The 15,516-nt window shown below is 40.4% G+C and carries 17 protein-coding genes, 1 pseudogene and 1 riboswitch; of the genes and pseudogenes, 7 read left to right on the forward strand and 11 right to left on the reverse strand.

Features of this window, described 5'->3' with window-relative positions; all coding sequences use genetic code 11:
• Nucleotides 1–110: 110 nt before the first annotated feature.
• From ACG9ZB_RS01035 to rpoD, 5 genes are all read right to left on the reverse strand, one after another.
• Nucleotides 111–1,295: an iron-containing alcohol dehydrogenase gene (locus tag ACG9ZB_RS01035; protein ID WP_419323536.1), complete on the reverse strand. Its 1,185-nt coding sequence runs from the start codon at nucleotides 1,293–1,295 to the stop codon at nucleotides 111–113.
• A 1-nt stretch (nucleotide 1,296) separates the two neighbouring features.
• Nucleotides 1,297–1,776: a hypothetical protein gene (locus ACG9ZB_RS01040; protein WP_419323797.1), complete on the reverse strand. Its 480-nt coding sequence runs from the start codon at nucleotides 1,774–1,776 to the stop codon at nucleotides 1,297–1,299.
• Between the two features lie 132 nt (nucleotides 1,777–1,908).
• Nucleotides 1,909–2,568 carry a lipoyl(octanoyl) transferase LipB gene (lipB, locus tag ACG9ZB_RS01045; RefSeq protein ID WP_419323538.1) on the reverse strand — a complete coding sequence of 220 codons (660 nt, stop codon included), beginning with the start codon at nucleotides 2,566–2,568 and terminating at the stop codon, nucleotides 1,909–1,911.
• A 162-nt stretch (nucleotides 2,569–2,730) separates the two neighbouring features.
• Entirely contained in the window at nucleotides 2,731–3,018 is a 288-nt protein-coding gene (locus tag ACG9ZB_RS01050; RefSeq protein WP_039890011.1) for a YbeD family protein, read from the reverse strand.
• Nucleotides 3,019–3,140: 122 nt separating this feature from the next.
• Nucleotides 3,141–5,027 (reverse strand): RNA polymerase sigma factor RpoD, encoded by a 1,887-nt coding sequence (rpoD, locus tag ACG9ZB_RS01055; RefSeq protein WP_419323540.1) that lies wholly within the window; start codon nucleotides 5,025–5,027, stop codon nucleotides 3,141–3,143.
• 433 nt (nucleotides 5,028–5,460) lie between these two features.
• Between rpoD and ACG9ZB_RS01060 the strand changes: the two genes are divergently transcribed.
• Nucleotides 5,461–5,670, forward strand: a complete 210-nt coding sequence (locus ACG9ZB_RS01060; protein WP_004982817.1) for a PA3496 family putative envelope integrity protein — start codon at nucleotides 5,461–5,463, stop codon at nucleotides 5,668–5,670.
• A gap of 70 nt (nucleotides 5,671–5,740) precedes the next feature.
• Nucleotides 5,741–6,265: a YecA family protein gene (locus ACG9ZB_RS01065; RefSeq protein WP_004695482.1), complete on the forward strand. Its 525-nt coding sequence runs from the start codon at nucleotides 5,741–5,743 to the stop codon at nucleotides 6,263–6,265.
• 117 nt (nucleotides 6,266–6,382) lie between these two features.
• Here ACG9ZB_RS01065 and ACG9ZB_RS01070 read toward each other — a convergent pair whose 3' ends face one another.
• Nucleotides 6,383–6,985, reverse strand: a complete 603-nt coding sequence (locus ACG9ZB_RS01070; RefSeq protein WP_419323542.1) for a LysE family translocator — start codon at nucleotides 6,983–6,985, stop codon at nucleotides 6,383–6,385.
• 103 nt (nucleotides 6,986–7,088) lie between these two features.
• Here ACG9ZB_RS01070 and ACG9ZB_RS01075 point away from each other — a divergent pair.
• Nucleotides 7,089–7,879 (forward strand): annotated as a pseudogene (locus tag ACG9ZB_RS01075) (LysR family transcriptional regulator).
• A gap of 63 nt (nucleotides 7,880–7,942) precedes the next feature.
• Here the strand turns inward: ACG9ZB_RS01075 and ACG9ZB_RS01080 are convergent.
• From ACG9ZB_RS01080 to ACG9ZB_RS01095, 4 genes are all read right to left on the reverse strand, one after another.
• Complete coding sequence (locus ACG9ZB_RS01080; protein ID WP_004695488.1) at nucleotides 7,943–8,356, reverse strand: ABZJ_00895 family protein; 414 nt, start codon at nucleotides 8,354–8,356, stop codon at nucleotides 7,943–7,945.
• Nucleotides 8,357–8,374: 18 nt separating this feature from the next.
• Nucleotides 8,375–8,989, reverse strand: coding sequence for a DedA family protein (locus ACG9ZB_RS01085; protein ID WP_419323799.1), 615 nt, complete (start codon nucleotides 8,987–8,989; stop codon nucleotides 8,375–8,377).
• A 78-nt stretch (nucleotides 8,990–9,067) separates the two neighbouring features.
• Nucleotides 9,068–9,367: a hypothetical protein gene (locus ACG9ZB_RS01090; protein WP_333653403.1), complete on the reverse strand. Its 300-nt coding sequence runs from the start codon at nucleotides 9,365–9,367 to the stop codon at nucleotides 9,068–9,070.
• Nucleotides 9,368–9,581: 214 nt separating this feature from the next.
• Nucleotides 9,582–10,514 (reverse strand): rhodanese-related sulfurtransferase, encoded by a 933-nt coding sequence (locus tag ACG9ZB_RS01095; protein ID WP_419323544.1) that lies wholly within the window; start codon nucleotides 10,512–10,514, stop codon nucleotides 9,582–9,584.
• Between the two features lie 180 nt (nucleotides 10,515–10,694).
• Between ACG9ZB_RS01095 and ACG9ZB_RS01100 the strand changes: the two genes are divergently transcribed.
• Both ACG9ZB_RS01100 and ACG9ZB_RS01105 read left to right on the forward strand, forming a co-directional pair.
• The gene (locus tag ACG9ZB_RS01100; protein WP_125280019.1) at nucleotides 10,695–11,180 is read left to right on the forward strand and encodes a DUF1289 domain-containing protein; all 486 of its coding nucleotides are present in this window, start codon (nucleotides 10,695–10,697) and stop codon (nucleotides 11,178–11,180) included.
• A gap of 81 nt (nucleotides 11,181–11,261) precedes the next feature.
• Nucleotides 11,262–11,876: a LysE family translocator gene (locus ACG9ZB_RS01105; protein WP_419323546.1), complete on the forward strand. Its 615-nt coding sequence runs from the start codon at nucleotides 11,262–11,264 to the stop codon at nucleotides 11,874–11,876.
• A 62-nt stretch (nucleotides 11,877–11,938) separates the two neighbouring features.
• Here ACG9ZB_RS01105 and ribB read toward each other — a convergent pair whose 3' ends face one another.
• On the reverse strand, nucleotides 11,939–12,598 hold the full coding sequence (gene ribB, locus ACG9ZB_RS01110) for a 3,4-dihydroxy-2-butanone-4-phosphate synthase (RefSeq protein ID WP_419323548.1): 660 nt from the start codon (nucleotides 12,596–12,598) through the stop codon (nucleotides 11,939–11,941).
• A gap of 105 nt (nucleotides 12,599–12,703) precedes the next feature.
• Nucleotides 12,704–12,866: riboswitch (FMN riboswitch) on the reverse strand.
• A gap of 262 nt (nucleotides 12,867–13,128) precedes the next feature.
• Between ribB and ACG9ZB_RS01115 the strand changes: the two genes are divergently transcribed.
• A complete protein-coding gene (locus tag ACG9ZB_RS01115; protein WP_419323550.1) occupies nucleotides 13,129–14,913 on the forward strand; it encodes a DUF2157 domain-containing protein in 1,785 nt (594 codons plus the stop codon).
• Nucleotides 14,910–15,506, forward strand: a complete 597-nt coding sequence (locus tag ACG9ZB_RS01120; protein ID WP_419323552.1) for a GDYXXLXY domain-containing protein — start codon at nucleotides 14,910–14,912, stop codon at nucleotides 15,504–15,506. Before ACG9ZB_RS01115 ends, ACG9ZB_RS01120 begins: the two co-directional genes overlap by 4 nt.
• Nucleotides 15,507–15,516: the final 10 nt, after the last annotated feature.

Raw genomic sequence — 15,516 nt, forward strand, 5'->3', positions numbered from 1 at the left:
TTTATGCCAATAGGTATAAGGAAAGCATTATTCCTTATGGCAAATAAAAGCCCGATGTTTGAAAAAGCATCAGGCTAAGATTGTTGCTATATTGGCTGATTTTTTATGAATTACCAAGCTTTTTCTAAAATTGCTTTTAAATCTTTTAAGCTGGCTTCTTTCGGATTGTAAATGATTGAACCATCGTTGAGGGCCTTTTCTGCGACCTCATCCAGTTGTTCTAAGGTTACTTTTCCTGTTTCACTCAAGGTACGGGGTAACTTGGTTAGGGTAAATAAGCGATCACGCATGGTGAGTAATGTGCTGATGGCTTTTTCAGCACGTAGGTGAGCAGGAGTCTGCGCATAGATATCTGGCCCTGCAAGCGGTAATAGAAGGTCTGCAATCTTATCTCCATTCACTTCCTTATTAAACTCAAGCACATAAGGGAGGAACATGTTCATGCATAGTCCATGCGGCAAGTGGGTAACGGCACCTAAAGCATGTCCAAGTGAGTGTACAAGGCCCACCATCGAGTTTGAAAATGCAATGCCAGCCATGGTCGAAGCTTGAGCCAATTCTAAGCGGCCATTGGCATCGCTTGGATTATCCAGCACATTAAACAAGTGGTTGCTGACTTTCTTAATTGCTGCCGTAGCATAGGCATCTGAAATCGGATTGTGTGCCATGCATGTATAAGCTTCGACGGCATGGGTCATAGCATCCATTGCGGTCATCGCAGTTAAGTGTGGTGGCAGGGTTTGGGTCATGCGTGGATCGAGAATCGCAGCATGCGGCATTAAATAGTACGATGCGAAAGGCAGTTTGACATTTTTCTCTGGATCAGACACCACTGCAACCATCGTAACTTCAGAACCTGTACCTGACGTGGTAGGGATCACGAAAAAGGGTTTGAGTGGTTTAGGTAGGTTGTGTGCCCCAGAGTATTTGAGTAAGTCATCACCACCTTCAGATACCAAAATATTGGTGGCTTTCGAGGTGTCAATCACCGATCCGCCACCGACAGCAATAATCGCATCGCACTGGTGTTCACGATATAAATTTGCCGCTTTACGCACCGTCTCTAAGCTTGAATCGGATGGAACATCATCAAAAATTGCACCAATAACCGCATCGGTAGACTCAAAAGCCGCTTCAATGGGTGCTAGCAAGTTATTGGCACGTACACCTTTATCGGTAATGATTAAAGGTCGGGTTGCGCCTAATGTTGCCAGTTCAAACGGAATGTGTTCTAAAGCAGCATGACCAGCGATCACTTTTACAGGACAGAAAAATTCGTAATAAGGCTTCGCCATGTTATGCACTCCGTTTTAAATATGATTGGGCTACTTTGAGATAAATATTTGCAGCGCCTGTGAGTTTTTCTTTTAAGCCCAATTCAGTTGGGTATTCTTTGACGGCAAGTTCAGCGACCATTTTCGGTAAAATCAAAGCTTCCATTTTATTCAGACAGCGGACGAGGCGAATTGCATAGGAGATATCTCCATCTGCAATCATACGGTCGTGTGCAAAAGCTTGTGCTGTACTTTCTTGAAATGAAAACACCAAAAAGGCGTGGCTTAGATGTTTAAAGGTGATGGTTAAATCTGCCTTTAAACTTCCCGGAGTAAGTAGTTCGAGTTGATGGTTTTCGGTCACTTTGGCTAAAAAAGCCGGGCCGTTTGGAAAGACATTCATCGATAAGGTGAAATTGGCCGGAAATTTGGCAACTTCTTGCTTCATTTCACTATCGACTTGGCTGGCCATGACCAATCCTCGGCCAATCACATCCATCATAAGTTTGACATAGGTCAATTGCAGAGCGGGTTTCACAGAATTTACGTTAATCACTCGCTGTTGTCCTTTCTAAAAATAATTATTAGTTTAGAGTAAATACTCTAATTTATTTTTCCATGAAAAGCAAAGCCTTTATATATGCTGTACTTGAACTTCTTTAAAGTAACCGCTGTGCTGTAAAGTTTCAATAATGTCGGTACATAAGTTTTCAAAACGCGGGTAGTCTGATTTGAAGTCTGAGATACGCACCATTTCTAAGCCCGCATAGCCGCATGGATTAATGGTGTGAAAACCAAATAAGTCACAGTCAATATTTAAGGATAAACCGTGATAACTGCGGCCTTTACGAATCTTAAAACCCAGTGAGCCAATCTTGCGTCCATCGACATACACGCCAGGTGCATCAGGTTTAGCATAGGCTTCAATCTTATATTTTTTGAGTAACTCAATCATTAGGTTTTCAGCATAAGAGACCAAGGTACGGACGTTCCAACCAAGCCGATTGAGGTCAAACATAAAATAGGCAACCAACTGCCCAGGACCATGCCAAGTGACTTGCCCCCCGCGATCCGTTTGTACCACGGGAATGTTGCTGCTCATGAGGATGTGTTCAGGTTTTCCAGCTTGACCTTGAGTGAGAACATCATGATGTTGCAGAATCCAAAGTTCATCGGGTGTGTCTGCATCCCGTTGTTCAGTCAGTGCTTTCATTTCAACAAAGCGGTCAGCATAAGAAGTTAAATTATCAAACTGACGAATAATCAGTTGTGGTTTGAGAACGTCATCTGACACGGCACTTGCGTCCTTATAAAACAAAAAGTATGTCTGAAATTATAAAGAAAAGATCTAGATCGTAGGGGGATTTCTTCAGTGAATAAGCTGAATTCAATAGATCAAAAATTTAGGCACAAAAAAACACGCTCTTAAGCGTGTCTCATTGATACATCATTTGAATTACAGAGCCGTTTTAATTAACGGACAAGCCGCAAGGTCTGCATACAGTTGATGAACTTGTTCTAATTCTTCAAAACGCAATTGAGCAGTTAAAGAATGGTATTTACCTGTGCGTGATGGTTGGACTTGGATCGATTCACCATCAAAATCAGGGAAATGTTTGACTAAAATTTCAACCACGGCAACATGTAACTCAGTGCTGGCAAAGCCAATGAGTTTGATTGGGTAGTCCATCGGGAATACCCAAAGATGTTCTTGTAATTCACGTGATGGTGTACGGTCTAACATAGTCATGAGCGTCAGTCCCCCTTATTTCAAACGCCTACGAAACTGCAGACGTTAGGTGTTGCTCTTAAATACTTAATGGAGACTCGTGATTAAATTTCAAGTCTCCAATGTATCGGTATCAATTAGTCGTTTTCTAGGAATGAACGTAAGTGTTCAGAACGAGAAGGGTGACGTAATTTACGCAGTGCTTTCGCTTCAATCTGACGAATACGTTCACGTGTCACGTCAAACTGTTTACCTACTTCTTCCAAAGTATGGTCCGTTGGCATGTCGATACCAAAACGCATTTTCAAGACTTTCGCTTCACGTTCAGTCAAGTTTTCAAGCACTTCACGCGTTGCTTCTTTTAAGCCTTCAGATGTTGCAGCATCGACAGGTGAAGTGATGTTGCTGTCTTCAATGAAGTCACCCAAATGCGAATCTTCATCATCACCAATCGGTGTTTCCATCGAAATTGGTTCTTTAGCGATTTTCAGCACTTTACGCACTTTAACTTCGTCCATTTCCAGACGTTCACCGAGTTCTTCAGGTGTTGGTTCACGGCCCATTTCTTGCAGAAGTTGGCGTGATACACGATTGATCTTGTTAATGGTTTCGATCATGTGTACTGGAATACGAATGGTACGTGCTTGGTCGGCAATCGAACGAGTAATGGCCTGACGAATCCACCACGTTGCATAAGTCGAGAACTTATAACCACGACGGTATTCAAACTTGTCTACCGCTTTCATCAAACCAATGTTACCTTCTTGGATTAAGTCCAAGAATTGTAAGCCACGGTTGGTATATTTTTTCGCAATCGAGATGACCAAACGTAAGTTCGCTTCAACCATTTCTTTTTTCGCGCGGCGTGCTTTCGCTTCGCCTACAGCCATACGTTTTGAAATCTCTTTGATGCCTTTAACATCAAGACCCAAATCTTTTTCAATGTCTGCAATTTTTTGTTGGAACGCTAAAACGTCAGGGCGTACTTTTTCAAGATAGCCTTTTTGGTCTGGCGAAGCTTTCGCAATTTGTTCATCTAACCAAGCAAAGTTTGACTCTTGACCTGGGAAAGAGGTACGGAATTGAGTACGATCCATACGACCACGACGTACTGCGTAACGCATTACTTCACGTTCAGAGGTACGGATTTGTTCATGTGTACCACGAATCATTTCTGAAATGATGTCAAATAAACGTGGTGTAAATTTGAACATCATAAACACAGTTGCAAGTGACTCTAAAGCCTCTTCTGCTTCTTTGCTTGAACGACCATGTTTCTCGATGATGGTTCGGGTGTTTTTCCAAGCAGCAGTCAGTTCGTCAAAGCGCACTTTGGCAATTTCAGGATCTGGGCCAGATTCACCCTCAGAGTCATCATCACTTTCAGACTCTTCTTCTTCCTCGTCATCATCCAATTTTACATCTTTGGTTGATTTGGTTGAAGAATCATCTTCTTCATCAATTTCAGACTCTTCTTCGAGGACTTCTGGAATCGCTTCATCAGTTTCAGGGTCTAAATAACCTGAAAGGATGTCAGCAAGGCGACGTTCGCCTGCTTCATAATCTTTGTATTCTTGTAATACCACTTCAACCGCATTTGGCCAGTAAGCAATCGAGTGAAGAACGTCACGAATCCCTTCTTCTATACGTTTTGCAATACTGATTTCGCCTTCGCGCGTCAACAGTTCAACAGTACCCATTTCACGCATATACATGCGGACAGGGTCAGTGGTACGACCGGGTTCATTTTCTACAGAGGCAAGAACAGCAGCGGCTTCTTCTTCAGCAACTTCATCAGCAGCTTCATTACCACCCTCAAACATTGCATCATCAGATTCAGGCGCACGTTCGTGCACAGGAATACCGACGTCTTGAAGCATTTGAATGATGTCTTCAATCTGTTCGCTTTCAGTAATCGAGTCTGGGAGATGATCGTTAACCTCAGCGTAAGTTAGGTAACCTTGCTCTTTGCCTCGGCTAATCAGAGCCGCTACTTGTGAAGTAGGGGAAGTCATATCGCTCATCTTTGCTTACTCTTCGTTGAATCTGTGGCAGTGGAAAACTGTGCATCTGGGCACAATTCGCTTCATAAACTTATTTGTAAATAACTGCGTATTCCATCAGGGATAGTCAGCCAAAAGCTGCCTGATAAAATATTATAAATATAAATTCAGTGATTTAGATGGGGGTGAATTTGTTGTTTTCAAGTTCATCCCTAGCGTGCGCAAGTTCAAAACCCAAATTTGAAATCTGAACAATTTGGATTTTATGTGACCATTTAAAGTCGTAAACTACAAAGACGCAGGGTGGATTATATCATGCCATAAAAATTGGTTAGAAATAAAGACTAAAAATCAAATTAATTGCTCTAAATACAAATAAAACTTGACAAGGTTCTGTAACCCATATAAATAGCGGCTAAGACCCTTCACATTTTTTCACTATGAGGTAGTTTTAGTGTCTTCTACAGATTTTGAACTAGATGATAACTACGCTGATGATGATGTTAATTTTGATGAGTCATCAAGTAAAATTAGTGCGAAAGAATCATTAGAAAAACGTCGCCTGATTGATGACCTTCTTGCACAGCGTCGTCTGGAACGTGAGCTTAAAGATTTTGATTACGACATCGACGATGATGACGATTTTGACGACGAAGAAGACTAAAATCAGATGTAGCATCGTGTCTGAAAATGCTATGCTAATGCCCTAATCAGTTTCTGAATTTGGATTTGAAATGAGTGCTTTAGATTTAGACTTATTGAGTGAATATCTAGATGGTGACCAAAATGAGTATGGTCTAGATTTTGCAGCGACTCATGGTTTCTTGTGTGCAATTGCAGTTGGTCCTACTTTTGCAAAATGGTTGGATGAACTTTTTGATAATAATCAAAAGAAAGTACCTGCCGAGATCATCGCGCAAGTGAAAGCTTGGCTTGAGTCTATTCGTCAAAACCTTGCCAATGAAGAAGGGATTGAATTTCCTTTTGAAATTGAAGAGGCAGATGTTGAGTCAAGTTTAGGGGATTGGAGCGTTGGTTTTGTCGATGCAATGTTCCTCAATGAAGATGCATGGTTCACGCCTGAGTTTGAAGAGCAACTGGTCGATCTTACTTTACCAATTATGGTATTTAGTGGGATTGATGAAGAAGATCCGCAAATGGAAACTTTCCGTCGTAACGGTCAGTTAATGGATGAGCTTGCAGAAGAAATTCCAGAGAACTTAAACGAACTTTATCTGATGTATCATACACCAGCGTAATTGTTCTTGTGTCGTGACATCAGCGACGCAGGCATTAGCAAGCAAATAAAAAAACGTCCCTAGAGGACGTTTTTTTATGCCCAAATTTTAGTGTTTAAACGCAGGTACCACTCATGCTTAATTTGTGAGAAATAAGCAAAGTCCTAAAGTTGCGAGTATGGTACCGATGACACGGTTAATACTCACTTGTTTGCGTAAAATCTTATTTTGGATCACTGGGGTTGAACAGAATAGTGAAATGAGCAAAAACCATAGCAGATGACTGACCGAGATAAACATGCCATAACCGATTAAATGCGTTAGACCATGATTGCCTCGCAGTAACTGTGCAAAGATGCTCATCACAAATATTGTAGTTTTGAGATTCAAACTGTTGCCCAGAAAACCTTGTATAAGTGCTTGCCGTGGGCGCAGCAAAGTATGAGTGATATGATCACTAATTTGCAGTTGGTTAAATGTTTTATACCCGATATACATCAGATACAGTGCGCCAATATATTGAATGATATGCAATAGTTTTGTAATGTAGTGCTTTAAGAGGTTGAGCCCCAGTACGCTATAGCTAATGTGTATCCATATAGCACAAGCAATACCATATGCGGTATAGATCCCTTGTTTATGCCCATATAGATAACTATTTCGGCTGACCAAAGAGAAGTCAGCACCATGACTAATGACTGCAAGTAGGGTGATGATTGCAATTGCTATAATTTCATTCACTCATTGATCCTTGTTCAGCTTGAATTAAAAGGATTTATATATTTTTCATATATTTGCTATAGTGAAAATCGATTTTAATTATTGCTATTGATGAGTTTTTGGAATGATTGAGCGCGTGTCACTGAATTCTCTTAAGTTTTTTTTATTATGTCGCCCCTTATGACAGTGTCACCATCGCTGCTGAAAAACTCTTTGTCACTCAAGGGGCGGTCAGTAAGCAGTTAAAAAATTTGGAAGAGGTACTGGGGCGTTGTTTATTTATTTGTGACGGCAAAAAGTTACGGGTGATAGCCTAACACTGTTTGATTGTTGTGAGCAGGTGTTTCCTTAGATTGACCAGTCCCTCGTGCAGATAACAAGAGAAAAGAAGAATGAGAAGAAGACCTTAATCTTATCCTGTGAACCGACCATCGCCATGAAATGGCTGATTCCGTGCTTGGTTCAATTTAAGCTACGCTATCCTGAGACTGATATCAGTTTGTTAACAGGTGGTGAAGAAGCGGATTTTAAAGTACAAAACATCGACTTGGCCCTAAGGCGCAATGATTTTGACTGGGGCAAGGCCATTTATAGCGAAAAAATAGCAGATGAGCATATGGTATATGTATCGCGTTATAAACATTTAGCACCGATGACTCAGTTGTTTTGTGCATAGAGGCCTCTTTAGCAGGGTTGGGGGCAACAGTGGTTTCAGCTTATATGGTTGAAAAAGAGCTCGATTTTCAAATGTTAGATATGCTTAACCCGATTGTGCAAGATGGCTCCGCTTATTATTTACTTTCCGCATCTCCTTTTGAGGATGATCCAAATAAAGTCATTTTTAAAGATTGGTTGATTGAAGAAATGAGAGCTAGCCAAACAAAGTTAATAGCACTTTCCACTCAAAAGGACTAATGACGTGCGACATTTGATCGTTATCTAGCGACCATAAAAAAACACCTCAAATGAGGTGTTTTTTTATGGTAACTTTTTAAAACAATAGTCTGCGTACCAACCATAGGCAATATGAAAAATAGCACCATGAATCGCGACCATACACAGCATAACGACAGCGGTGAGTCCAATGCCAGCATTATCGACGGATTTCATAATCGCTTCAGCATTGGGATTCATTAGTACTAAAAAAAGTACAAAGAAACTACCGATGATAATTGCGACAGCACTGGAGCCCCAAACCAGTTGAATTTTTTCATGATTGTTTGGAACACGGTGTTCTTTTTTTACGAAGTGCCCGACACTAATTAGTGCACAAGCCACTAAGGTCGGAATTAAGGTTAAACCGCCAAGGTTTAAACCAAAGACCAGTACGGTGATTAACAGCACCAAAGCAATGCTATATACCGCCGCAAAATGCAGTAAATAGTGTTTCATGTATTTCCCCAAAATAAATTAGCTGCGTGTTTTACGCAAATGCCTGCGATATAAAAACCAAAGGATAATCACAGCGCCAATGGCAATAATGACATAACCGACTTTGCTAAAAATTTGATGCATCAGTGCTTGGTTTTCACCAAAGTAATAACCGACTGTTGCTAAAAATGTCGTCCAGATAATTGTACCGAGCCCACTATAAAACATGAACTTCCAAAAGGGCATACGGCTTATCCCCGCAGGGATGCTAATCAGTGAACGCACAGCAGGAATCATACGACCAAAAAATACAATACGGTGACCATACTGCTCAAACCAATCTAAGGATTTTTTTACATTGGTGGATTTGATAAATAGATATTTACCATAGCGGTCGACCCATCTGAAAATATGTTCTTGTTTAAATTGATAGCCGATCCAATACAGCACTGCTGCGGCAAAGAGTGAACCAATACATCCTGCAATAATGACCCCAACTAAAACCAACTCACCTTGTGAGGCGGCATAACCTGCCGAAGGCATAATAATTTCAGAAGGAATAGGCGGAAAAACATTATCAAGAAACATCAGTAAGGCTATTCCCCAGTAACCCAGTTGTTCCATGACGGAGATGATCCATGCAGTGAGGTTCATATAGACCATAAAAATAAATGCGATAAGTTATCTTAAGGACTTATCGCAGTTGGGTAAAGAATTGAAATGTATTGTTTTCTATTCGTCGAAACGGGTGTGGGTTAAGGTGTGAATATAGACTTTACGTAAGCTATAAGCCAACGCAACCGGGATTAAACTGAGCAACGTATAATTTAAGAGATTTGAGCTTAAATGGTAACCAATGCCGAGCGCGATACTTGAACCAATCAACATGCCCAAAACCACAATAAACAAATGCGTGCGTTGTTCAAGCTTGCTTTTGATTTGGTTGAAGCTGGTATTGTGATATTGCTCGATACGGTTTGCTGCAGCATTGCGAATCAATGTGCGATGGCGGGGCATGATTATTTTATGCATGGCAATCATCCTATTTTCGTCGTTTAGGCATGTCATTTTTATTGTTATGTGGAGACCTAGAGGGCACCACTTTAGCTTATTATTTATACATTATGACTCAGGTTGAGTTAAATATTGTGACAAAATTGTTAAATATTTTTAAAAAACGTGAACTGGATAAAAAAATAAGCCCTAAAACGAGGGCTTATTCTTGAATTAAATCATCTGAATGATTTTAAAGGCGTTTACGTTTAGCCGCAGCAATCTGCGACTGGCGCATACGGAAGCCTTCTTTTTGTTTTTCTGTGGTTTTGTCGATACAGTATTTGCATGACACACCATGTTCATAGCTAGGTTCTTCTGCTTCAGCAGGAAGAAGTGGCCAACCACAAGCATGACACTTAATGTTAAGGCCTTCTTCAACACCATGAGTGACCGCAGTACGACCATCAAAAACGAAACATTCGCCTTCCCACATGCTTTGTTCAGCAGGGGTTTCTTCTAAGTATTTTAAGATGCCGCCTTTTAAGTGATAAACGTCGTTGAAACCTTCTTGAAGAAGAAGGGAGGTTGATTTTTCACAACGGATACCACCTGTACAGAACATCGCAATTTTTTTATCTTTGTGCTGTTCAAGGTTTTGCTTAACGTACTCTGGAAATTCGCGGAAACTTTCTGTTTTAGGGTCAATAGCACCCTTAAATGTTCCGGCTTTGTATTCATAGTCATTACGAGTATCGATCAAAATGACGTCATCACGAGCAATCAGCTCATTCCACTCTTTCGGATCAAGGTAGTGACCGACTAAATCACGTGGCTTTACTTCAACGCCTAAAGTCACGATCTCTTTTTTAAGTTTGATCTTCATTTTACGAAATGGTTTGTCTGTACTGTCAGACTCTTTGTATTCCATTTCGTTAAAACCTTCATTTAGAAGGAATTGATGAATCGTATCGATCGCGGCACGGTCGCCTGCAACCGTACCATTAATGCCTTCGCCCGCTACAATCAGAGTACCACATAGGTTGATGGTTTTTACCAAGTCTAAAAGACGTTGTTGAAGATCAGCAGGATCTTGAACTTCTTTGAATTGATAAAGTGCGGCAACAACCCAACCAGTCGTCGCTTGCTGTTCTACAGGTGCAAGCTGTTCTACAGTAGCGTTCATGGAGTACTCCAATGTATTTTGATAGATAATTTTAAGGCCCACATTTTACATGGAATTGAATCAAGATGCGAGATAAGTAAACATTTTAAATGGCTTCTCAAGTAGTAGGTGAGCGTGTATATTCAGTTGCCAAAGACAAAATCCGTTTTGTTTTGGTGCGTTTATTAACAGGAGTATGTTTTGAGTACAGATCGTCGAATTGCCTCTTTGACCCCATGTGCAGGGCGTTGTTCAACGGTATTTGGTGATTCTGTGTGTCGTGGTTGTCGTCGTTTTAATCATGAAGTGATTCAGTGGAACACCTACACTTCGGAGCAGCATCGTTCAGTTTGGCAACGTTTAGATGCGCAACTAGATCAAATTTTAGTGCCAATGTTGCCTTTTGCTGATGTGCAGCAGGTCGAAGCTTTTGTTTTATCTAAACGCGTTCGTTTACGTCCCGATGCATCAAAAGGGCGGAAGCTTTATCATGCGTTAAAAGTATGTGAAAAAAATAAGAACTTTACCGAAGAAAGTGGTTTAGGCATTCAAGCGCAGCAAGTGAAACCGATTTGGCAAGAGTTTGAACGCCGTATTCTTGCACTTGCTACAGCCAGTTATGATTTGGCATTTTTGCGCGCTGACGCAATTCGACAACATCTCATCCATATGGAAGAGGACGAATAAGTCCTCTTGGTTTGATATAGAAAAAGAATACTCCGCATACCTCAGCTATTTGCGAGAGTGCCTGGGGGAAAGGATTTTTCGATGGTGAATGTATTCGAACTGGCGTTGTACTGTACGGCTGTAGTGGTCATGATTGCAACACCTGGCCCAGTGATGTTGTTGGTTGCCAGTGCAGGTCTAAAAGGTGGATATAAACAAGCCTTGAAAACCATTTTTGGGACGAATTTAGCATCTTTGGTTCTTATTGTACTATCTGTGCTCATCTTAAAAGGATTTTTAAATATTGCAGAGCATTGGTTAAATGCGATTAAGATTTTAGGCTGCGTATATATTGCTTATCTTGGTTTTCAAATTTTAAAAGAAGCCATTGCACAAGAAACAGAAACATCGCCAGTGCAACTAAAGGTTGTGCAGGGGGGCTTTAAGCAAGGTTTCTTGGTGGGTATTGCAAATCCGAAGGATATTATTTTCTTTGCTTCATTTTTCCCACAGTTCATCGGGCTTACCAGTGATGTTGATGTCAGCCTTGTACTATTGACCATTCTCTGGATTATTCTAGACTTCAGCACATTGTCTTTAGTTTATTTGGGTTTTAATAAACTATCGCAGTCCGCTTTGTACAATAAGTTATTAGGAGTTTGTGGTGCGATATTGGTCAGTATTGCGCTCTATGGTATTTATACTGTGTTTGCTTGATGCTGATGGTGCTGCATCAAAAAGCCTCCAACATGGAGGCTTTTTGGTTAGGAGCCTAAAAATTAAACTCCGTGTTTAATGCGATACTGCACCAATTCTTCAATGGTGATCACAGTCAATTGATGCGTTTGTGCATATGCCAACACTTGAATGCCAGAGGCCATAGTCCCATCGGCATTGGTCAGTTCACACAAGACACCTGCTGGTTTTAAGCCTGCTAAACGTGCTAAATCAATCGTCCCTTCGGTATGACCGCGACGGGTGAGTACACCGCCTTGGCGTGCACGAAGCGGGAATACATGACCAGGGCGGTTTAAGTCGCTGGCAACAGCCCCATCTTTAATTGCTGCTTTGACTGTGGTGGTGCGATCTTGCGCAGACACACCCGTGGTTACGCCAGTTGCGGCTTCAATGGTCACAGTAAATGCTGTTTTAAACTGACTTGAGTTATCTGACACGATTGGCATAAGCTCTAAATGATCGGCCAGCTCATCGGTCAGACATAAACAGACAATGCCAGAGCCATCACGAATCATGCGTGCCATTGTTTCGACGGTGAGAGTTTCAGCAGCCACAATGAGGTCGGCTTCGTTTTCACGGTCAAAGTCATCCATCACCAAAACAGGTTTGCCTTGGCGGATATCTTCTAAAGCTTGCTGAATACGTTGTTCAGCTGGAGAAAGGGCTGAAAAGAAAATTTCGGGTTGAATCAAACTAGACATTGAAACGCTCGCGTAAAATTGAAGTACGGTTGAACATTTCAGGACTTTGAAAAATTGGCGTAGCAATAAATCCTCACAGGTTTGCACCTGAGATTTTATTGGTCACGTCGTCTTCTTTCATCCGGACTATACCGTCGGCTTTGGAATTGAACCAAATCTGCGAGCCAAATAGATGATTTCTGCTTGGCTAGCTCGTGGGCTGATTCAGTCTGAGTCACTCAACTGAACTTACCACCGGTGGGGAATTGCACCCCGCCCTGAAGCGATGTAACTCCATTATAGTGCTAAATATTTAGAAAAACAGGGGGAGTTTTAGAATGATCAGTTTTATACATAGAACAAATTTTGCTATAGGGTTGTTTGTGTTATTGGTTTGCTAAAGACCAACACTGTCTGTGTATGATTTCACTTAGTATGAGTTTAATGTTCAAAAATGAATACTTGAGAAGAACCATAAACATGAATAAGAAGTTTTTCTATAGTTTGAATGGTTTGAAATGATCAAGATAAAAATAAGAGAGAGGGTGGGAGTGATTAAAATTCAACAATACGATTATCCTTGGAATGCTGAGTCCTTCATAAAGCATCTTCAAGTTTTTGGCTTTACACTCATCGCGGTCAGTATGTTGTATTTGGTTGCCGCTAATTGGTTTATGTTGCCACAGAATATTCAGCTGGCTATTCCTCAGTTGTTATTGTTACTCAGCGCAGTTTGTAGCTTGTGGCTGACAAAACATGATTTTTTAGTGAAATGTTTACATAGTATCTGTGGTTTGATGATTGGTTTAAGTTTGGCTGTGATTGGTCAAATTTATCAAACAGGCGCTGACAGCTATTTATTATTTCTACTTTGGTCTGTGCTGCTTTTACCGTGGTTATATCGTCCGAATATCGGTGTATTTTTCCTTTTATGTATTACCAGCCAATTAGCATTGTTTCTGTTTTTTATCCAAACCTTTTGGGGGAATCAATATCCAGATCTCTTTTTAATCAGTATTCATGTATTTGCACTGATTCAATTCTATCTCTGCAATAAATATTATTCGAAACTCCGTTATTTATTCTTACTGTGGTTTGCCATTCTCTCGGTTTGGCATATGGCAATGTATCTCTATGCGGATAAAAGCATTCTTTATTTCATCGTGTCTTTTATCTTATTGGGTATTTCACTGGCTTACTATTATCAGAATAAAGATCAGCTATGTAGCGCACTTTCAGCCGTTGGCTTAGGCATTAGCTTTACCTTGGTCATTGTGAAAGCAGTCACGGAGTGGTTTGGTCAGAATGAAATTTTTGAATTATTTTTTATCGCGCTGATTATTTTTGCGTGGTTTGCTTTCATCACTTATCTTTTGATTAAATTTATTCCACATAGTCGCTTCAATGCTATTCCACTTGCGGTAGGAGCTTGGATTGCGGGCATCGTCTTTGCTACGTTGATGCTGACCTTTTGGGGGAATTTCTCTTTAATTATGGGTATTGTCTTTGTAGCTTTGGCGGCTTACTTGTTGAAAGCTAAACAAAGTTTGTTTTTAAGACAATTTGCTTATTGTCTCTGGGTTGCAGGACAAATTGCGGTGATTTTTTACACCGTTGATTTGATCAATCAAATTATACCTATTCTATTTTTACAATTAGTGATGCTTGCACTCGCCTATTTTATGCGTACATATTGGTTCTTTGTTTTTGTTCAAATTTTGGGTTTATATGCAGCAGGTGTAGCGTGTATTTGGGATATTAATGCACATCTCAGTTGGCGTAATATTGTTGAAAATTTTGTTTATCTAGCACTTTGGAATTATGTTTTTTATCTGGGAGTTTTGGCTATAAAATTCATACAGCCAACTGAATATCAACGTAGTGTATTGCTTGCATCGCTTGGGATTATTCTATTTTCCATGGGCTTTTATACTTTATTTGGAAAATATGAATTAGCGAAAATTGAGCACATTCCGATATTGGCTTTTGGCTTACCGATTTTATGGTTTGTACTTTTTGTCTTTTTACATATTCAAAAGCAGTTTCATTTATTTGCGCATTTTATTTTGACTGCTTTCGCAGCAGGACTGATTTTTTATGGCTATTTCGATATTTTTATTTGTTTGGCCATCATTTCATGGGCATTAAAAACACAAGATAAAGTGATCTATGGATTTGCGCTGGCAACTTTCGCTGTAATTTTAGGGTTTTTATATTATTCCCTTGATATGACCTTTCTGATTAAAAGTTTAAGCATGTTCTTGTCAGGTCTGATGTTGCTCTTGCTGACATTGAGCTTGATGCTATTTAAGCAAAAAGAGGAGTTCGGCATATGAAGAAAATAATTCCTCTTGCTTTTGCATTACTCTGCATCGCGGTATTTTTAGGCTTAATTTTTAAAAATGAATGGCACTTAAACGATAGTCAAACCATGTATGTCCGTTTGCAACCTGTAGACCCGCGTTCGATTATTCAGGGGGATTATATGGCGCTGAATTATCAACTTTATTTTGCGCCTCAGCATTTGAGTCCAGAAAGTACTAACCAAGCCAACAGCAATCAAGAAGATCAGATTTTTTCAGGTCATTATTTGGATGAAGTGATTAAGAACAAATCTTCGGTACTCACTTATGTTGAACTCGATTCACAGAGGCGCGTGATACATAGCTATTTTGAGTTGCCGAAAAATGTTCGTACAGCTCGACTGATTTTACAAAACCCGAATAATCGCTATAGCGAGCTTTATCCTGCATCGAGAAGTTTTTTGTTTGCAGAAGGTTTAGCTGATTGTTATCAGCAGGCAGAATATGCTGAGTTTAAAGTCGATGAGCAGGGCAATGCGATACTCACGGCATTGAAAGGTGATCAGCTACAAGATTTAGGCTGTGAGAGCAAACGAGATTGGTTGAGCGGGTTTCGTGCTACTTAGAATTGATCCA

Origin of the sequence: Acinetobacter johnsonii (assembly GCF_048551975.1) — a bacterium.
GTDB classification, from domain to species: Bacteria; Pseudomonadota; Gammaproteobacteria; order Pseudomonadales; family Moraxellaceae; genus Acinetobacter; species Acinetobacter johnsonii_A.